The organism is Flavobacterium sp. UM26 (genome assembly GCF_057922445.1).
On record NZ_JBVHCY010000002.1, the window covers coordinates 300,708 to 317,960 of the forward strand.

General features: G+C 36.0%; 14 protein-coding genes. 6 read left to right on the top strand and 8 right to left on the bottom strand.

The features are described from left to right. The first annotated feature begins 3 nt into the window (after positions 1 to 3). The 3 genes from ACZ1AQ_RS03660 to ACZ1AQ_RS03670 all read left to right on the top strand — a co-directional run bounded on the left by ACZ1AQ_RS03660 (position 4) and on the right by ACZ1AQ_RS03670 (position 3,316). Complete coding sequence (locus ACZ1AQ_RS03660) at positions 4 to 1,308, top strand: amidohydrolase family protein (RefSeq protein WP_489631589.1); 1,305 nt, start codon at positions 4 to 6, stop codon at positions 1,306 to 1,308. 5 nt (positions 1,309 to 1,313) lie between these two features. Continuing rightward, positions 1,314 to 1,688 (top strand): PH domain-containing protein, encoded by a 375-nt coding sequence (locus ACZ1AQ_RS03665; protein WP_489631590.1) that lies wholly within the window; start codon positions 1,314 to 1,316, stop codon positions 1,686 to 1,688. Between the two features lie 302 nt (positions 1,689 to 1,990). Next, complete coding sequence (locus tag ACZ1AQ_RS03670; protein ID WP_489631591.1) at positions 1,991 to 3,316, top strand: ammonium transporter; 1,326 nt, start codon at positions 1,991 to 1,993, stop codon at positions 3,314 to 3,316. A gap of 274 nt (positions 3,317 to 3,590) precedes the next feature. On the opposite strand, the gene ACZ1AQ_RS03675 is transcribed toward ACZ1AQ_RS03670, so the two are convergent. The 4 genes from ACZ1AQ_RS03675 to ACZ1AQ_RS03690 form a co-directional block, all read right to left on the bottom strand. Continuing rightward, positions 3,591 to 5,438 (bottom strand): CocE/NonD family hydrolase, encoded by a 1,848-nt coding sequence (locus ACZ1AQ_RS03675; protein ID WP_489631592.1) that lies wholly within the window; start codon positions 5,436 to 5,438, stop codon positions 3,591 to 3,593. Positions 5,439 to 5,522: 84 nt separating this feature from the next. Beyond that, positions 5,523 to 7,559 carry a protein-disulfide reductase DsbD family protein gene (locus tag ACZ1AQ_RS03680; RefSeq protein WP_489631593.1) on the bottom strand — a complete coding sequence of 679 codons (2,037 nt, stop codon included), beginning with the start codon at positions 7,557 to 7,559 and terminating at the stop codon, positions 5,523 to 5,525. An 8-nt stretch (positions 7,560 to 7,567) separates the two neighbouring features. Continuing rightward, the gene (gene tilS, locus ACZ1AQ_RS03685) at positions 7,568 to 8,875 is read right to left on the bottom strand and encodes a tRNA lysidine(34) synthetase TilS (protein WP_489631594.1); all 1,308 of its coding nucleotides are present in this window, start codon (positions 8,873 to 8,875) and stop codon (positions 7,568 to 7,570) included. 191 nt (positions 8,876 to 9,066) lie between these two features. Next, entirely contained in the window at positions 9,067 to 10,353 is a 1,287-nt protein-coding gene (locus tag ACZ1AQ_RS03690) for an anthranilate synthase component I family protein (RefSeq protein WP_489631595.1), read from the bottom strand. Between the two features lie 204 nt (positions 10,354 to 10,557). Here ACZ1AQ_RS03690 and ACZ1AQ_RS03695 point away from each other — a divergent pair, with 204 nt between their 5' ends. Both ACZ1AQ_RS03695 and ACZ1AQ_RS03700 read left to right on the top strand, forming a co-directional pair. Beyond that, positions 10,558 to 11,478 carry a DUF4349 domain-containing protein gene (locus ACZ1AQ_RS03695; RefSeq protein ID WP_489631596.1) on the top strand — a complete coding sequence of 307 codons (921 nt, stop codon included), beginning with the start codon at positions 10,558 to 10,560 and terminating at the stop codon, positions 11,476 to 11,478. Between the two features lie 195 nt (positions 11,479 to 11,673). After that, the gene (locus ACZ1AQ_RS03700) at positions 11,674 to 12,048 is read left to right on the top strand and encodes a DoxX family membrane protein (protein WP_489631597.1); all 375 of its coding nucleotides are present in this window, start codon (positions 11,674 to 11,676) and stop codon (positions 12,046 to 12,048) included. Positions 12,049 to 12,111: 63 nt separating this feature from the next. Here ACZ1AQ_RS03700 and lpdA read toward each other — a convergent pair whose 3' ends face one another. From lpdA to ACZ1AQ_RS03720, 4 genes are all read right to left on the bottom strand, one after another. Continuing rightward, the gene (lpdA, locus tag ACZ1AQ_RS03705) at positions 12,112 to 13,515 is read right to left on the bottom strand and encodes a dihydrolipoyl dehydrogenase (protein WP_489631598.1); all 1,404 of its coding nucleotides are present in this window, start codon (positions 13,513 to 13,515) and stop codon (positions 12,112 to 12,114) included. A gap of 158 nt (positions 13,516 to 13,673) precedes the next feature. Next, positions 13,674 to 14,489 carry an SDR family oxidoreductase gene (locus ACZ1AQ_RS03710; RefSeq protein WP_489631599.1) on the bottom strand — a complete coding sequence of 272 codons (816 nt, stop codon included), beginning with the start codon at positions 14,487 to 14,489 and terminating at the stop codon, positions 13,674 to 13,676. A gap of 45 nt (positions 14,490 to 14,534) precedes the next feature. Then, positions 14,535 to 14,981: a hypothetical protein gene (locus ACZ1AQ_RS03715; protein WP_489631600.1), complete on the bottom strand. Its 447-nt coding sequence runs from the start codon at positions 14,979 to 14,981 to the stop codon at positions 14,535 to 14,537. 122 nt (positions 14,982 to 15,103) lie between these two features. Then, positions 15,104 to 15,565 carry an Lrp/AsnC family transcriptional regulator gene (locus ACZ1AQ_RS03720; protein WP_489631601.1) on the bottom strand — a complete coding sequence of 154 codons (462 nt, stop codon included), beginning with the start codon at positions 15,563 to 15,565 and terminating at the stop codon, positions 15,104 to 15,106. A gap of 364 nt (positions 15,566 to 15,929) precedes the next feature. Here ACZ1AQ_RS03720 and ACZ1AQ_RS03725 point away from each other — a divergent pair, with 364 nt between their 5' ends. Then, a complete protein-coding gene (locus ACZ1AQ_RS03725) occupies positions 15,930 to 17,138 on the top strand; it encodes an aminotransferase class I/II-fold pyridoxal phosphate-dependent enzyme (RefSeq protein ID WP_489631602.1) in 1,209 nt (402 codons plus the stop codon). The last annotated feature ends 115 nt before the right edge of the window (positions 17,139 to 17,253 follow it).

Below are 17,253 nucleotides of genomic sequence, written 5' to 3' on the forward strand. Positions count from 1 at the left end.
AAAATGAATATAAAAATAGCACTTTTATTGGCCACTGTGGGTTTTTCAACACTTAGTCAGGCCCAACAAATACCTGCACCACCTCAATCTCAATCAATACTTATCCTTAATGCAACAGCACATTTAGGAACAGGTGAAGTGATAGAAAACGCAGCCATTGGTTTTAAAGACGGAAAAATTACTTTGGTAGCCAATGCCCAACAAATAAAATTAGCCAAAGATGCCTACAACACAACAATAGATGCCACGGGAAAACACGTATATCCTGGATTTATTGTACCCAATTCTACTTTAGGATTAGTAGAAATTGACGCGGTAAAATCGTCGGATGATGAAGAAGAAATTGGAACCTACAACCCAAACGTAAGAAGTATTGTTGCCTATACAGCCGATTCAAAAGTGATTGAAACCGTACGCCCTAACGGAATTTTGATGGCTCAAATCACTCCTAGAGGAGGAAGAGTTTCTGGTACTTCTTCTATAGTTCAATTGGATGCATGGCATTGGAAAGATGCTCTAATAAAAGAAAGTGATGGTATCCATATCAATCTTCCTGCTACCTTCAGAAGAGGTGGATGGTGGGCTGAGCCAGGTTCAATCGAACCCAACAAAGAGTACAACAAACAACTACAAGAATTAAATACTTTTTTCAAAAGTGCCAAAGCGTATTTAGGCGGTACCTCTGATAATAGAAATTTAGTCACTGAAGCTACGAAAGGTTTATTTGATGGCACACAAACATTGTTTATCCATGCTGACGAGGAAAAACAAATTGTAGATGGTATTCAATTGGCCTTAGAAAACGGAATCAAAAAAATAGTAATTGTTGGTGGGTTCGAAGCCTATAAAGCAGCTCCACTTTTGCTTAAAAATAATATTGGTGTACTTTTAAGAAGAATTCACGACCTTCCTACAAACGAAGACCAGGATATTGATTTGCCCTATAAAATGGCAAAAATCTTAAGCGATAAAGGAATTTTAGTAGGTTTAGAAAATAGCGGCAGCAAAGAGCGAATGAGCTCACGAAACCTTCCTTTTTTGGCAGGAACTTGCGTGGCTTATGGCTTAGACAAAGAAAAAGCGTTACAATTAATCACCTTGAATACCGCAAAGTTATTAGGAATTGACCAACAATGTGGTTCTCTAGAAGAAGGAAAAGATGCCACTCTTTTTATCTCAGAAGGTGACGCTTTGGATATGAGAACCAATAAATTAACACATGCCTTTATACAAGGTAGAATGATTAGTTTAGCTACACATCAAACAAAACTTAGCGATAAATACAAAGCTAAATACAATCAAAAATAATCAATATGGGACTATTCAATGCCATTTTAGGAAACGCCTCTGAAGTAACTATCGAAAGTGCTTCTAAAGAGTTTGAACCAATACTAATTGAAGGCGAAGTAATCGAAAAAGCCTTTCGATTAGTAAAAGATATGTTTGTTTTTACGAACAAAAGATTAATTCTTGTCGAAAAACAATTAGTGGGCTCAAAAGTGGATTACTTATCCATTCCCTACAAAAACATCAAAAAATTCTCAAAAGAAAGTGCTGGGATACTTGATTTGGATGCCGATTTAAAAATTTGGTTAAACAATGATAGCGAACCTATTTCAAAACAATTTGGAAAAGGAAGTAATAATATCAATGAAGTATATCGAATTTTGAGTAAACATACTTTGTAGTAAATCGAATACTTTAATTTAAAAAGGAGACATTTCTTAAAATGTCTCCTTTTCTTTTTTTAAATCAAAACAAAGAGCGTATCAAGACATAAAACGGCTCAAAATTTTACTTTTTTTATACATACAGACAGAAAAGCACATTAACAAAATGAAAAATAAACAACAATATTTGAGACATACCCTCAAAATTGATGGGGGTAAAATATCAAATTAATAAAAATTAATTTTTAATTATGATTTTTTATAGGGGTTAGAAATGATTTTATATTTTTAACCCATAATTAACAAAAAAACTATAAACTATGCGAAAGATTATTTTGAGTGTGATACTGATCACAATTTTGGTATTATCCGTTTTTTCAATTTATTTCCAAAGCGAAGCTGCTACTCTTGGTGCTCATGTTGTAGCCTTAAAACTAGACACAGGTGACACTGCTTGGATGATTGTAGCTTCTGCCCTAGTATTAATTATGACACCAGGTCTTGGTTTTTTCTATGGAGGTATGGTTGGAAAAAAGAATGTAATTAGTACCATGTTACAAAGTTTTATGGCTATGGTCATTGTAACTGTATTATGGGTATTAGTTGGATTCGGATTATGCTTCGGACCTTCTGTAGGAGGAATTATTGGAGATCCATCAAGCAACTTTATGTTTCAAGGGGTAAATGCAACAACTGCTTGGGAATTAGCACCAACTATCCCATTCATTTTATTTGCCTTCTTTCAAGCAAAATTTGCAATTATCACACCCGCTTTAATCACTGGTGCATTTGCAGAACGCGTTCGTTTCTGGGCTTACTTATTATTCATGGTTTTATTCATATTAGTTATCTACGCACCATTATGTCACATGACTTGGCATCCTGATGGATTATTCTTCGGATGGGGAGTATTAGACTTTGCAGGAGGAACTGTAGTACATATGAGTGCAGGTTGGGCTGCTTTAGCTGGAGCTATATTCTTAGGTAAAAGAAAAGTACAAAAAGTTAACCCAGCTCGTATTACTTATGTATTATTAGGAACTGGTTTATTATGGTTCGGATGGTTTGGATTCAATGCAGGTTCTGCTGTTGGAGCTAGCGGTTTAGCTGCTCAAGCTCTAGGAACAACTACTGTAGCTGCTGCCGCTGCTGCAATGGCTTGGGTTTTCTTAGACAAAATATTAGGACACAAATTATCAGCAATGGGTGCTTGTATTGGTGCAGTTGTTGGACTAGTTGCTATCACACCAGCTGCAGGTTTCGTAACTATTCCTAGCGCTATCGCTATCGGTATTATTGCTAGTATTATCAGTAATTTCGTTTGCAGCAAATTCCCTAAAGGAAAAATTGATGATGCATTAGACGTTTTTGCTTGTCACGGTGTTGGTGGTATGGTAGGAATGCTTTTAACTGGTGTTTTTGCTTCAAAATCTGTTAACTCAATTGTTGGTGACAACCAAGGATTAATCTACGGTGATGCCACCCTATTCTTAATCCAATTAAAAGCTTTAGTATTGGTTTCTATCTTTGCCTTTGCTGCTTCTTATGCTTTATTCTTTATTGTAAACAAAATCACTCCTTTACGTGTAAGTGAAGATAAAGAAGAATTAGGATTAGACATTACACAACACGGAGAATACCTATAAAAAAAACTGCCCCAAAATCAAAAAATGGTTGTTTCAGATGAAACAACCATTTTTTTTTTACACATTAAATTAATTTTGTAATTATTCATTATCCAAACTTAAGTCAACTTCTAACTACTTCCCCAACCAATCTAAAGATTCCGCAAAGTGCTTTTACAGAAAAAAAAAAAAAAACAATTAACCAGTTAATAAAAACCAAAAGCAAACATTGGTTTTAACCACAAAAAAACCTCCAAAACTAGTTGGAGGTAATTACAAACAAAAGAATCAATATTTATTTCAAAACGGTGAATTCAATAGCTGAGTCTGAATATACACGATGGGTTTGTTTTTTGAAATCCTCTGGCTTAGCATAAAATATGTTTGGCACAAAAGTTTGAGGATTCAAATCTATCAGAGGAAACCAAGTACTCTGCACTTGAATTTGAATTTTATGTCCTTTTTTGAAGGTGTGAAAAACATCTTGTAATTTTACATTTACTGGAGTTTTCTCATTGGCCACAAAAGGCTCAGGCTTTATAAAACTATTGCGAAAACGTCCTCTCATCACCTCACTGCGCACCATCATATGATAATTACTCATTTTTAAATACGGCTGCACTTCTTTTGTTTCAGGTTCATCATTCGGGAAAACATCAACTACTTTAACTACCCAATCCGCATCGGTTCCAGTGGTAGCTACTTGCAATTTGGCTAAAATATCTCCAGCCAAAGTAACATCTTCTGCTAAAACATCGGTTTCAAAAACCAAAACATCAGGTCTCCTAGCCGCAAATCGTTGGTCATCGGTCATATATTTTCTTGGCGTCAAACCTTGCTGTTTGATATCTTCAGAATGTGGTACTGGCTTCTTTGGGTCGCTGATAAATTCCTCAAAAGAAACTGCTCCAGCATTTTTAGTTAACTTCTGTTGCGGTTGCAAATAGAACTGTTGTTTTTCTGTATTTTTTGGAGGCCAAGCATCATAGGTTTTCCATTCTTTTCTTCCCGTATCAAAAACGTAAGCTTCGGGCAATTTGTTCTCCCCTTTCCCATTATTTTTCAAGAAATGACGGAAAAAATTAGCCTCAATATTCTTTTGATAAAAACCAGAAATACTGTCACCAAAATTAATATTACCTATAATTTGTTTTTCTGAATTTCTAGCCCAATCGCCGTGGCTCCAAGGCCCCATAACAATAGTGTTATAATTCTTACTACTTTTTTCTATGGTTGAATACGTATTCAATGGACCATACAAATCTTCAGCATCGAACCAACCGCCAACAATCATTACAGCTGGTTTGATATTTTTTAAATGCTGCAACAAGCCTCTTTTTTGCCAGAATTCATCATAGCTAGAATGTTCCTTAAGTTGTTGCCAAAATTCATTGGAAGAATCGTAATATTTGTCCAAATTCACTAAAGGCCCAGCATTCAAAAAGAACTGATAATCATCATTGGTACCAACATTTGGAAACTTAAACCAAGCTTCTGTAGTTGGCTTTGTTTTTTGAGGGCCAAAAAGTGGCGTCACCTTCCAATAACTCAACAAATAAGCCCCATTATGATGAAAGTCATCAAAGAAAAAATCACTAATACAAGCCTGAGGAGAAACCGCTTTTAAAGCAGGATGTCCGCTCAACAAAGAATAAGAAGCATAATAACCTGGATATGAAATTCCCCAAGTTCCAACATTTCCGTTGTTATTGGCTACATTCTTAACTAACCAATCAATAGTATCATAAGTATCTGAAGCCTCGTCAACCTCTGTTTTTACTTTTTTATTTGGAATATAGCCTCTCATATTGTCGTATAAGCCATCGCTCATATAGCGACCTCTCACATCTTGATACACTACGATGTATCCTTCTTTCATCATCGTTTCGTTGGGGCCAATGCTTCTTTTAAATTGGTCTGGTCCGTAAGGCGCGCAATTATAGGGAGTACGTTGCATTACTATAGGATACTTTTTAGAAGTATCTTTTGGGGAATAAATAGCTGTAAATAATTCTAAGCCATCGCGCATTTTAATTCGCACTTCCTGCTTGGTATAATTTTCAGCTACATAGTTGGGTTTCTTTTCTTGCCCTAATGCCGAAAGACACAATAACAAAAAAGGGAGCATCAGTAATTTTTTCATGTTAGTTTAGTTTATTGGATAATTCGTAAAAATATAAAATCCCATCTGTTTTCACAGATGGGATAACAAAAAATATAGTCTTTCTTAAAACTTAGCGATACCAGACTTCAACCATGATTCATACTCATGAACACCCACATAACTTATAGTTGGTTGTGCAGTATTCAAACTTTTTCCTTCTAAATCTGTTAGTACATACAAAGGTTGTGTGTTTGTTTTATATCGAGTAATCATAAAATCCGTCCATTTATCGCCAATAGTGACAATTTCAGAATCAGTTGCTTTGGAGAAAAATTGTTCGTTTTTTGGCAATTCTCTCTTGTCATCCACGTATAATGAAATTACGACCACTTTTTCTTTTAAAATAGATAAGACGTTAGGATTCGACCAAACATTGTTTTCCATTTTACGGCAATTAACACAAGCAAAACCTGTAAAATCGAGCATAATGGGTTTATTTACTTTTTTGGCATAAGCCAATCCTTTATCATAATCGTCAAAAACTACAATTCCGTGAGGGCCTATTTTAGCTCCATCAGGCAACTCTTTTGTAGCTACACTTGTAGATGAACCACCAAATCCCATTGGACTCTCACTATATTCCATCGGTGGAGGGAATGCACTAATAAATTTCAATGGAGCACCCCATAATCCAGGAATTAAATAAAAAGTAAAAACTAAAGAAAGTAAACCCATATACAATCTACCCACAGAAATATGCCCTACTGGACTATCGTGTGGCAGCGTAATTTTTCCAAAAAGATACAACGATAACGCTCCAAAAATAGCAATCCAAATGGCGATAAAGACTTCGCGTTCTAGCAAATGCAATTGCAAAACCAAATCTGCATTGGATAAAAATTTGAAAGCCAAAGCCAATTCTAAAAATCCAAGAACAACCTTTACAGTATTCAACCAACCTCCAGATTTGGGTAAAGAATTTAACCATCCCGGGAACATCGCAAACAACATAAAAGGTAAGGCTAATGCCAATGAAAAGCCTAACATTCCTACTACTGGTGCAATTCCACCCTTAGAAGCTGCTTCTACTAATAAAGTTCCAACAATAGGACCCGTACAAGAAAATGACACAATGGCCAATGCCAATGCCATAAACAAAATACCTATGATTCCACCGCGGTCGGCTTGACTGTCTACTTTGTTTGCCCACGAATTCGGTAACATAATTTCGAAAGCACCTAAAAAAGATGTGGCGAAAATGATCAACAAAATAAAGAAAATAAGGTTAAACCAAACATTTGTAGATAAAGCATTCAACGCATCGGCACCGAAAATCCAAGTAACCAATAAGCCCAAGCCTACATAAATAACGATAATTGAAATTCCGTAGATAATGGCGTTTCTGATACCTGCTGCTTTATTTTTACTTTGCTTAGTAAAGAAACTTACCGTCATTGGAATCATTGGGAAAACACAAGGCGTTAACAATGCTGCAAAACCAGATAAAAAAGCAATAAAGAAAATTGCCCACAACCCGTGTTCTGTAGCTGTTGTTTTGGCAGCAACTGTTTTAGAGTCAGCAGTAGCAAGAGACTCTTTTTCTGTAGAAGAAGAAACCACTTTTGAAGTATCTATAGCAGCCGACATGGTAGTATCTTTTGCAGTTGCAGTCAAGTCTGTTGCTACAGGCGCAGTAGCAGTAGCGCTTTTCAACTCAGGAATGGCAATGCTAAATTTCTTTTCGAGATTGATACAAACTTCTTTGCAAGCTTGAAAATTCAATTCTACTTCTATGGTCTTAACACCTTTATTTACTAGACTTATCTCTTGTGTAATTTGCGCTTTCTTCTCAAAAAAAGTTTCATTTACCTCAAAAACATCATTATAAGCGGTTCTTGTTTTACTCTCTTTGGCTTTGCCTACTAAAGTGTAATTCCCTTTTTGATTCTTGAAATTAACTTCTAAAGGTAGTGGTCCTCCATCTGGAGTAAACTGTGAATATACATGCCACTCGTTTTCGATAGTCGCATTAAATGTTACAATAAAATTGGTTGCTGATTTTTGTTCGATTTTGGTTGTCCATTTTACTGGGTCCAAAATTTGGGCGTTACCCAAACTACAAAAGAAAACTAAAAGTCCTAAAAGAAGGTGTTTTTTCATTACTAAACTTATATTATTGCTATTTTTAAAATTGTGTTGGTAGTATTTTCTACTTTAAATCGTTCGTCAGCTCTCATTCCTATTAGCCAAACAATGGCATCATTGGAACACAAAAGCCAAGTGTTTTCTTTGTCTAAAAGTGAGATTTTTTCATCTTTAAAAAACTTGCTCACTTTCTTGCTTTTGCCATTCATTCCCAAAGGATAAAAGACGTCGCCTTCTTGCCATTTTCTGAGCACCAAAGGATAGGCTAACTTTGATTCATCGACAAAGATAGTACTTGAATCTGCTTTGTTAATGTCTGCTACTTTACAAAACTGGAGTTTTAAGGGAATCTTAACTTTGTCTTGATTTTTTTCGATGAAATATAGCTCCTTTTCAGATTCTTGTATTGGACTCAAAATAAAAAAATCGCGGTCTTTTAGCAATCGGTATTCTGATGAAAAAACTTGTTTTCCTGATTGACTATCAACCAAATTATAAATATCATCCCAAGCCGAAAAGCCATATTCTTTAAGCCATTGATACAAATAAGAGGCATAATTAGGCAAGCGCAATAATTGCTTTAAATCAAAATAAATGGTGTCCCCGTCTTCTCTTGCTACTTGTTGATAAACCATACTAGCCGCATCTGCAACCAATTCTTGTGCTTGTTGCAAATACTCTTGCGTCATTCCAAAAGCTTTTAAAAAATCAGGATTTAGTTCTTTGAGTATGGGCACCAAATGATGACGAATTTGGTTACGTAAATATTTATCCGAAGCATTGCTACTGTCTTCGCGCCACTGTAAATTATTAACTTTGGCATATTCCTCAATAGCTGCTCTGGAAAAAGGCAACAATGGCCGAAGTACCGCATCATTTTGAGCAGGTATACCCGATAAACCATCTAAACCTGTGCCTCTTGAAAGGTTGATTAAAAAAGTTTCCAGATTATCATCGGCGTGATGGGCTGTTAAAACAAAATCGAATTGATGGAGCTCTAGTTGTTCGTAGAACCAATCGTATCGCAGTTCTCTTGCGGCTACTTGTGTCGAAAGTTTATAATCATTGGCAAATGCCTGAGTATCGAATTGAGTGTAATAAAAGGGAATTTGATGTTGAAGCGCATAATTTTGCACAAAACTTTGGTCTTCAAAACTTTCAATACCACGGAGTTGAAAATTACAATGAGCAATAGCAATGGTGTAAGGCAATTGCTGCAACAAATGCAAAAGTACCATACTGTCTAAACCACCGCTTACGGCCAACAATAATTTTTTGTTTTCGAGAAACGGAAATTGCGTTTGTAGATGTTGGTAAAAGAGGTTTTGCATACTCAAATTTACTTTTTTTTAATTAGATGCTTTTTTTGTCTCCAAAAATAGACAATTGTTACTCATTAGCCCAGATAGTAGCGGCATCCTCTTGTATGGCGGAAGCCAATACAAGAGATATAGCGGATAGCTGGAAACCCTCTTGCCCAAAAAAGCCTATTGTTAGCGCTCCTAAATCGTTCAAAACTTTTTTATTCTAATACGCTTTTCATTGCTTTGGCTTTGAGCAAACATTCTTCGTATTCTTGCTCTGGTACCGATAAGGCTGTGATGGCACTTCCGACCGAAAAAGAAAGGTATTGCTTCTTTTGGTTGTACAAAATACTGCGAATCACAACATTGAAATCGAAATCGCCTTCGGGAGTGAAATAACCTACTGCCCCGCTGTACAAGCCTCTTTTGGTCGCTTCTAATTCTTCGATAATTTTCATTGCCGAAATTTTGGGAGCTCCCGTCATACTTCCCATTGGAAAAGTAAGGCGCAATACATCAATCACAGCATATTTTTCGTCCATTTTTGAGGTGATGGTTGAAATCATTTGATGGACTTGCATAAAAGAATAAATGCCACAAAGTTCTTCTACTTGCACCGAACCTTTTTGGGCGGTTCGCGATAAATCATTGCGAACCAAATCGGTAATCATTATATTTTCAGCACGCTCTTTTGGATTGGTAGCCAAATCTTCTTTTGCTTTTTCGTCAGCCACAGGGTCTTCATAGCGTTTTGCGGTTCCTTTTATGGGTTGCGAAATCAAATCTTCTCCTTCTTTTCTCAAATAGCGTTCTGGTGTGGCAGACAACAAATACTGTTGGTTATTTTTTAGGAAAACTGCAAAAGGTGGTTGCGAAATGGCATTTAACTTTTGAAACTTTTCGAGCGGTTGAATGGTTGCGTTTTCTGCATAAAATTCCATACAAAAATTGGCTTCATAAATATCGCCTTTATGAATGTATTCCTGCATTTTTTGTACTTGCTCGAGGTATTTTTTTTGGTCTATTCTAGCTTGTACCACAACAGAATCCGAAGCGGTACTTTGTTGAGGAACAATAGTCGTGATATCTTGATAATCTTCTTGCAACTCGTCATCACATAAATGCAAATACCTTGTTTCAAGTTGATTCCCTTTTAGCAAAAAAATCTTTTTGGGCTGAAAAAAGAATAAATCTGGAAAATCCAATCCGTCAAAATTATTGGATTGCAAGCGCTCGCTATCGTTTTTTAAATCATAAGACAAATAACCAAACAGCCAGTCTTTGGTGATTTGCTGGTACTGCTTTAAATCTTCAAAAGCATTATGATAATCGGTTTGAAGCAAAGTAAAAGCGTCTACAGCCAACATACAATCATAACTAGAATAGGCTTGTGGATAACTATTGCTATCCAAAAAAGCTACTTCACGAAACTGCTGTGCCCAATGCAAAAGTTGTTCCTTAAAAAGTGAAGGATTGTCTATCGTATAAAATTCAGAGACTCTCAATAATCATTATTTTAAGCTCCAAAATTACGACAAAAAATTCCCTTCTGCCTGCTTCCTCAAAAAAATTGGCACACTTTTTAATAGGTAAAAAAAGTACTACTTCACTAAATAAAATTAAATATTGATTAAAAAATTACGCTTACTCCATTTTGGAACATTTATTTGAATTTTAACCCTTTTTTAATCTATTAAACTATTTTATTTATGAAAACAATTGCAAAAGCAAGCACCCTAGCTGTTATCATCGCAGTAGTACTATTTTCGTGTAAAAAAGCCGAGGTTTCGGCAGAAGAAACCTTAGATTACGCCACAGCTGTTGCCGATAGTGCCACCGTTAGCAACACCCAAGAAAAAACCGCCGAAACTCCAAAAACTGTAGAAAAAAGGAAGCTCATTCGAACAGCAGATATCAAATTCAAAGTAAAAAGCGTCGTACAATCGACCAACTTAATCGAGAATACCACCAGAAAGTGGGGCGGTTTGGTTACATACTCCAACCTTCAAAGCACCATAAATGACCAAATAAGTACTAAAGTTAGTCAGGATAGTACGCTAGAAACCACTAAATACAAAGTTGAAAACACCATCACCCTTCGTGTACCTCAACAAAATATGGATACCGTGGTAAAAGAAATTGCCAAAGAAATTGATTATTTAGACTACCGATTAATCAAAGCTGATGATGTTGCGCTTCGATTATTATCGAATGAGTTGTTACAAAAGAGAAGCGCTACCAATGAAAAAAGAATGGCCAATGCTATTGATACAAAAGGCAAAAAAATCAATGACATTATGAATGCCGAAACGCAACTTGAGAACAAAAAAGCGCAAAGCGATAGCAGTGCTATTGAAAATTTATCTCTTCAAGACCAAATCAATTACAGCACTATTACCCTTCAGTTGTACCAAAGAGAAGTGGTCAAACAAGAATTGGTAGCCAATGAAAAACAAGGCTATCATTTTGAGCCAGCTATTGGAATTCAAATCTTGGATGCGTTGCAATCTGGTTGGTTTCATTTGCTGACGTTGGTAGTTTTCCTTTTAAAATTATGGTGGTTAGCGCTAATTGGTTTAGTAATATACTGGATATTCAAGAAAGTGCCTTTCATAAAAAACATAAAATAAAGTCTGTATATTCATTCGCTTAAAAAATCAAAATCCGAAAAACAAGACTTGCAATTCATTATTTATCAATATTTTACTTAAATTTGATAGACAATTAAACATTTCCTAAAAATTATAGTTTTAGAAGTATTACCCAACCAAGAAATGATTAGTTGTTGATTTCAAAAAAAGTAACCCCTAAAATGTATTGTAAATATGAAAATAGCCACTACTATTATTCGGATTTTGATTGGACTACTATTATTGTTCGCATCCATCAGTTATTTTTTTCATTTAATGCCTGAGCCTGAAACAACAGGAAATTTTAAAGCATTCAATGTAGGACTTGTAGCTGCGACCTACATTATGCCACTCGCCAAAGGAGTTGAACTGCTTTGTGGATTAGCTTTTGTGAGCAATCGTTTTGTGACTTTGGCCAATATTTTAATTCTTCCCATCACGATAAACATTTTGTTCATCAATATCTTTTTAGCTCCCGAAGGCATCCCGATTGCTGGCGCTTTATTCTTGGGGAATTTATTTTTGATTTATCGCTATTGGGACAATTACAAAAGCGTTTTTACTCCTTGATTTAAACAACAAAACCCGTCTCATTATCACGAGGCGGGTTTCTTATTTTTGAAAGTTACGCTTTTATACGTGTAATGCTCTATTGTCTGTAGCAGCTAATGCCGCTTCTTTAATCGCTTCCGCAAAAGTAGGATGCGCGTGTGACATTCTAGAAATATCTTCGGCTGAAGCTTTAAATTCCATAGCAGTAACGGCTTCTGCAATCAAATCGGCTGTTCTAGCTCCAATCATATGCACACCAAGAACTTCATCCGTTTTCGCATCAGCAAGGATTTTTACAAAACCGTCTAAATCGGCACTAGCGCGCGCACGACCCAAGGCTTTGAATGGAAAATTCCCCACTTTATATGAAACACCTGCCGCTTTTAATTGTTCTTCTGTTTGTCCAACAGCAGCAACTTCTGGCCAAGTGTAGACAACACCAGGAATTAAATTATAATCGATATGTGGTTTTTGACCTGCTAAAATTTCAGCTACCATTGTACCTTCTTCCTCCGCTTTGTGAGCCAACATCGCGCCACGCACCACATCACCAATAGCGTAGATGTTTGGAGTAGACGTTTGCAAGTGGTCATTCACTTCGATTTGTCCTCTGTCAGAGATTTTAACACCTGCTTTATCTGCATTCAATCCGTCAGTATAAGGACGACGACCTACAGAAACTAAAGAGTAATCTCCTTCTAAAGTGATGATTTCACCTTTAGCATTTTCAGCTTTCACAGTTACTACATCACCTGCTCTTTCTACTGACTGTACTTTGTGAGAAGTATAGAACTTCATACCTTGTTTTTTAAGGACTTTGGTCAATTCTTTAGACAAAGAAGCATCCATTCCTGGGGTGATTCTGTCCATAAATTCAACAACAGATACTTGTGCACCTAGACGTAAATACACTTGCCCTAATTCAATTCCAATTACACCTCCACCAATAATTACAAGGTGTTTAGGCACTTCTTTTAATTTTAACGCTTCGGTTGAAGTAATAATTCTTTCTTTATCGATTGAGATAAAAGGCAAAGAAGAAGGTTTTGAACCTGTTGCTATGATGATATTTTTGGCTTCAATGGTTTCTGAAGTTCCATCTGCTTTGGCAACCGCAACGTGAGTCGCGTCTACAAATGAGCCCAAACCATTAAAAACTGTGATTTTATTTTTATCCATCAAAAACTGAACACCTCCAGAAGTTTGATCGACAACTGCTTGTTTGCGAGCAATCATTTTTTCTAAATTCACCTTAACCTCACCAGAAAGTTCAATTCCGTGATCGGCAAAATGTTTAATTTCATCGTAATGATGTGAAGAAGCTAGAAGCGCTTTGGAAGGAATACATCCTACATTTAAACAGGTTCCTCCAAGTGTGGAGTATTTCTCGATAATAGCGGTTTTGAAACCTAATTGTGCACAACGAATAGCCGACACATATCCTCCTGGGCCAGAACCTATAATGACTACGTCAAATGAATTCATAGTATGTTGTTTATTTTTTTGTGCGTCAAAATTAAGCAATAAAGTTTTGTTTAAGCGCTAATTTTAAGGTTTTTTTAGGTAGAATTTTAATAAAGAAACTGACCATGAAAAACTCAAACCTTTTTTCATTTAATTTATTTAGTACTTGACAACAATACTTATAATTTACCAAAATCCTCAAAGCTCACATCCCATGTTTTTGGATGATCATTTCCTCTCCAAGTAACTTCGGCCCCACCGTCAATTACAATATATTGACCGATTATAAATCGAGAATCGTCAATCAATAAAAACTTTACCAAAGGAGCTATATTTTCGGGTTTACAGAAATCTCCCAAAGGCCTTGGTAACTTGTTAATACCTTCTGCTTTTCGAGGGTCTTTTAAATCATGTTCTATCATCGGAGTAAGAACTACCCCTGGAGCAATACAATTCATAGAGATATTACTACCTGCCCACTCCTTCTTGAAAGCATTTTGCCGCACCCATTTGGTAATGGCAACTTTACTAACTTGATAAGTCCAAAATGGACTTTTCTGAATTAATTTGAATGCTTTTTCTTCGTCAAAAGAAACTAATGCATCTACTACATCATCAGGAATACCTGGAGTAATAACCACAGAATTAGAAGCGTTAATAACAATTCTTCCATTTTCTGAGGCTTTCAAATAAGGCTGCAATCCGTTTAACATTCTTACAATACCAAAAAAATTCAAACCAAAAACTAATGGTGCATTTTCTCCTCCCACACCTGCATTCGCAAAAATGCCATCGATTTTGCCTTTACTCAATTCAATAATTTTTTGAACCGCTTGATCAACTCCTTCACTAGTCGACAAATCGGCTTGGATTTCAGCATCATTAGTATTAGAAACCCCAATTATTCTAACGCCATTTTTTTCTAAAAAAAGTCTTGTGGCTAAACCCATTCCGGATTGAGAGCCTGTAATTACAATTGTCTTATTGATTTCCATTTTATTTCGATTTAAATTCATCCTTAAGTATAAACATTCAAAAAATTAATAATTTGAATACAAACTTTTCTTTGTTTCAAAATCAACCAAAGAAGCGACCATTCCTGATACAAGACCTGTAATCATTGAAGCATAAGTGTGAGAAACCTCAATTGCACCAGCAAATTTTTGAAGAAGCAAGGCAAACATGGTAACCAAACCAAAAGCATATATGCAATGCTTGAGAGCTTTGAAAAAATACTTAGGAAAATAAGAAGGCTTATTTTCCATTTTTGTTGTTAAAAAAGCAATAGACGTAACAAATAAACACAAAGAAACAGCTAGAGGAACGGCTTTAGAAAATACGGTTGGTATATCGGATGAAATACAATCGTTGGTCAAAAAAATAGTGGGATAGTTATCCTTCATTGAAAACCAATATCGAGTTGAGTTAATAATAGCATTGACGAGACCTGCTATAAATGAACCAATAATTAAACGTTGTCGAATCATCCTGTTAAATTTAATTAGTTTATAGTACTGCAACCATGTAAAGAATTAATAAAAATCTTTAAATAAAAGTAACAAAAAATACTAAACCGTAGGACTAAAACACTGAATACAAATAAACTAAATCAAGAAAAATTCAAAACATTAGTATTTTTTACTTCGCTTATCATAAAGGTGCTTTGCGTACTGCCAATATGTTGAAGCGATGTAAGCTTGGTTACCAAAAACTCGCGATAAGCTTCCATATCTTTTACTAAAACTTTGAGGATGTAATCATAATCGCCACTCACGTGATGGCATTCTAACACTTCGTGCAATTGCACCACTTCGTTTTCGAAACGGGTGAGGAATTCTTTGGTGTGTTGTACCAATTTTAAATGGCAAAAAACAACAAATCCTTTTTCTACTTTGGATTTATCTACTAAAGCGACATACTTGCTAATGATGCCCTCGCGCTCTAACTTCTTGATGCGCTCGTAGACTGCGGTTACCGAAAGATTAAGTTTTAAAGACAATTCTTTGGTTGTTTTTTTACTATCGGTTTGGAGTAAAATCAAAAGTTTTTTATCGATTGTATCTAAGGTCATAGCATTTTTTAAGGGTTTAAAGGTTTAAGGTTTAAAAGTTATGGGTTATGGGTTATGGGTTATGGGTTATGGGTTTTGGGTTATGGGTTGTTTCTGTTATGAAAAAAAATCCATTGACAAAGGATTTGAAAGACAAAAATAGAAATATAATCTATATTAATACTTATTAAAAGATTTAAAAACTATAATTATTAATGACTATTGATTAATAATCTATCTATTCTTTATTTTGGTGTGGTTCTCAACAAAAAATCCTAGCCCCGATAGCAGCGGCATCCTTTGCCTTTTTCCTTTAAAAAGGCAAAGATATAGCGGATAGCGGGATGAGCTCCTAATAAACATAATAACTAAAAACCTATTGACTATGAAAAATAACGATTTTAATCCAGCAGATAATATTCAGGATTTACAGTACTTTGGGGAATTTGGAGGCGTAAACCCTTCGATATCTGACTCGTCAACCTACACTTTTTTATCGGCCAAGACAATGTTTGACACCTTTGAGGGTAATATGGAAGGCTGTTATTTGTATTCGCGTCACTCCTCGCCCAGTAACTTGTATTTAGACCAAGCACTTGCTGCGATGGAAGGAACGGAAGCAGCGAATGTTTCGGCTTCGGGAATGGGGGCGATTACGCCTACTCTTTTGCAATTGTGTGGCTCTGGCGACCATATTGTATCAAGCCGCACGATTTATGGCGGAACCTATGCTTTTCTAAAAAACTTTACGCCGCGTTTAGGCATTGAAACGACCTTTGTGGACATCACAAAACTAGAGGTAGTTGAAGCTGCAATTACGGCAAAAACCAAAGTGTTGTATTGCGAAACGGTAAGTAACCCTTTGCTAGAAGTTGCCGATATTGCGGGATTGTCTGCAATCGCCAAAAAACACAACTTGACTTTGGTGGTCGACAATACTTTTTCTCCACTTTCGGTTTCTCCTGCCCGTTTGGGAGCAGATATTGTGATTCATAGTTTGACCAAATACATCAATGGAAGTAGCGATACGGTTGGTGGTGTAACTTGTGCTAGTCGCGAATTTATCAATAGCTTGAAAAATGTAAACACAGGTGCAAGTATGCTTCTAGGACCTACTATGGACAGTCTTCGCTCGGCTAGTGTGATGAAAAATCTTCGTACGCTTCATATTAGAATGAAACAACATAGCTACAATGCACAGTATTTGGCAGAACGATTTGAAAAAGACGGTTTAAAAACGGTTTATCCTGGTTTAGCCAGTCATCCGAGTCATCAACTGTACAAAAATATGATTAATCCCGAATACGGCTTTGGCGGAATGATGACTATTGATGTTGGAAATTTAGCCACCGCTAATGCCTTAATGGAGTTGATGCAAGAGCGTAATCTGGGCTATTTGGCTGTGAGTTTGGGCTTTTATAAAACCTTGTTTAGCGCACCAGGCACCTCAACATCCAGCGAAATCCCATTAGAGGAACAGGCCGAAATGGGACTTACCGATGGATTGATTCGTTTTTCGATTGGACTTGATAACGACATCGAAAGAACCTACCAAAGTATGAAACAATGTATGCTCGACTTGAATGTTTTATAATACTCTCGATAACTTTTACACATCCGTTACTTCACCGTAACGGATTTTTTTTTGATAAAAAATTCTCATTTGAAAGAAGAATGATTGGTACAAAAAATCAGAATCCCAAAAAGAA

Excerpts from the sequence above, each read along its gene's own strand:
- ACZ1AQ_RS03660 (WP_489631589.1), top strand. The coding sequence starts at position 4 with ATGAATATAAAAATAGCACTTTTATTGGCCACTGTGGGTTTTTCAACA.
- ACZ1AQ_RS03665 (WP_489631590.1), top strand. The coding sequence starts at position 1,314 with ATGGGACTATTCAATGCCATTTTAGGAAACGCCTCTGAAGTAACTATC.
- ACZ1AQ_RS03670 (WP_489631591.1), top strand. The coding sequence starts at position 1,991 with ATGCGAAAGATTATTTTGAGTGTGATACTGATCACAATTTTGGTATTA.
- ACZ1AQ_RS03675 (WP_489631592.1), bottom strand. The coding sequence starts at position 5,438 with ATGAAAAAATTACTGATGCTCCCTTTTTTGTTATTGTGTCTTTCGGCA.
- ACZ1AQ_RS03680 (WP_489631593.1), bottom strand. The coding sequence starts at position 7,559 with ATGAAAAAACACCTTCTTTTAGGACTTTTAGTTTTCTTTTGTAGTTTG.
- tilS (WP_489631594.1), bottom strand. The coding sequence starts at position 8,875 with ATGCAAAACCTCTTTTACCAACATCTACAAACGCAATTTCCGTTTCTC.
- ACZ1AQ_RS03695 (WP_489631596.1), top strand. The coding sequence starts at position 10,558 with ATGAAAACAATTGCAAAAGCAAGCACCCTAGCTGTTATCATCGCAGTA.
- ACZ1AQ_RS03700 (WP_489631597.1), top strand. The coding sequence starts at position 11,674 with ATGAAAATAGCCACTACTATTATTCGGATTTTGATTGGACTACTATTA.
- lpdA (WP_489631598.1), bottom strand. The coding sequence starts at position 13,515 with ATGAATTCATTTGACGTAGTCATTATAGGTTCTGGCCCAGGAGGATAT.
- ACZ1AQ_RS03710 (WP_489631599.1), bottom strand. The coding sequence starts at position 14,489 with ATGGAAATCAATAAGACAATTGTAATTACAGGCTCTCAATCCGGAATG.
- ACZ1AQ_RS03715 (WP_489631600.1), bottom strand. The coding sequence starts at position 14,981 with ATGATTCGACAACGTTTAATTATTGGTTCATTTATAGCAGGTCTCGTC.
- ACZ1AQ_RS03720 (WP_489631601.1), bottom strand. The coding sequence starts at position 15,565 with ATGACCTTAGATACAATCGATAAAAAACTTTTGATTTTACTCCAAACC.
- ACZ1AQ_RS03725 (WP_489631602.1), top strand. The coding sequence starts at position 15,930 with ATGAAAAATAACGATTTTAATCCAGCAGATAATATTCAGGATTTACAG.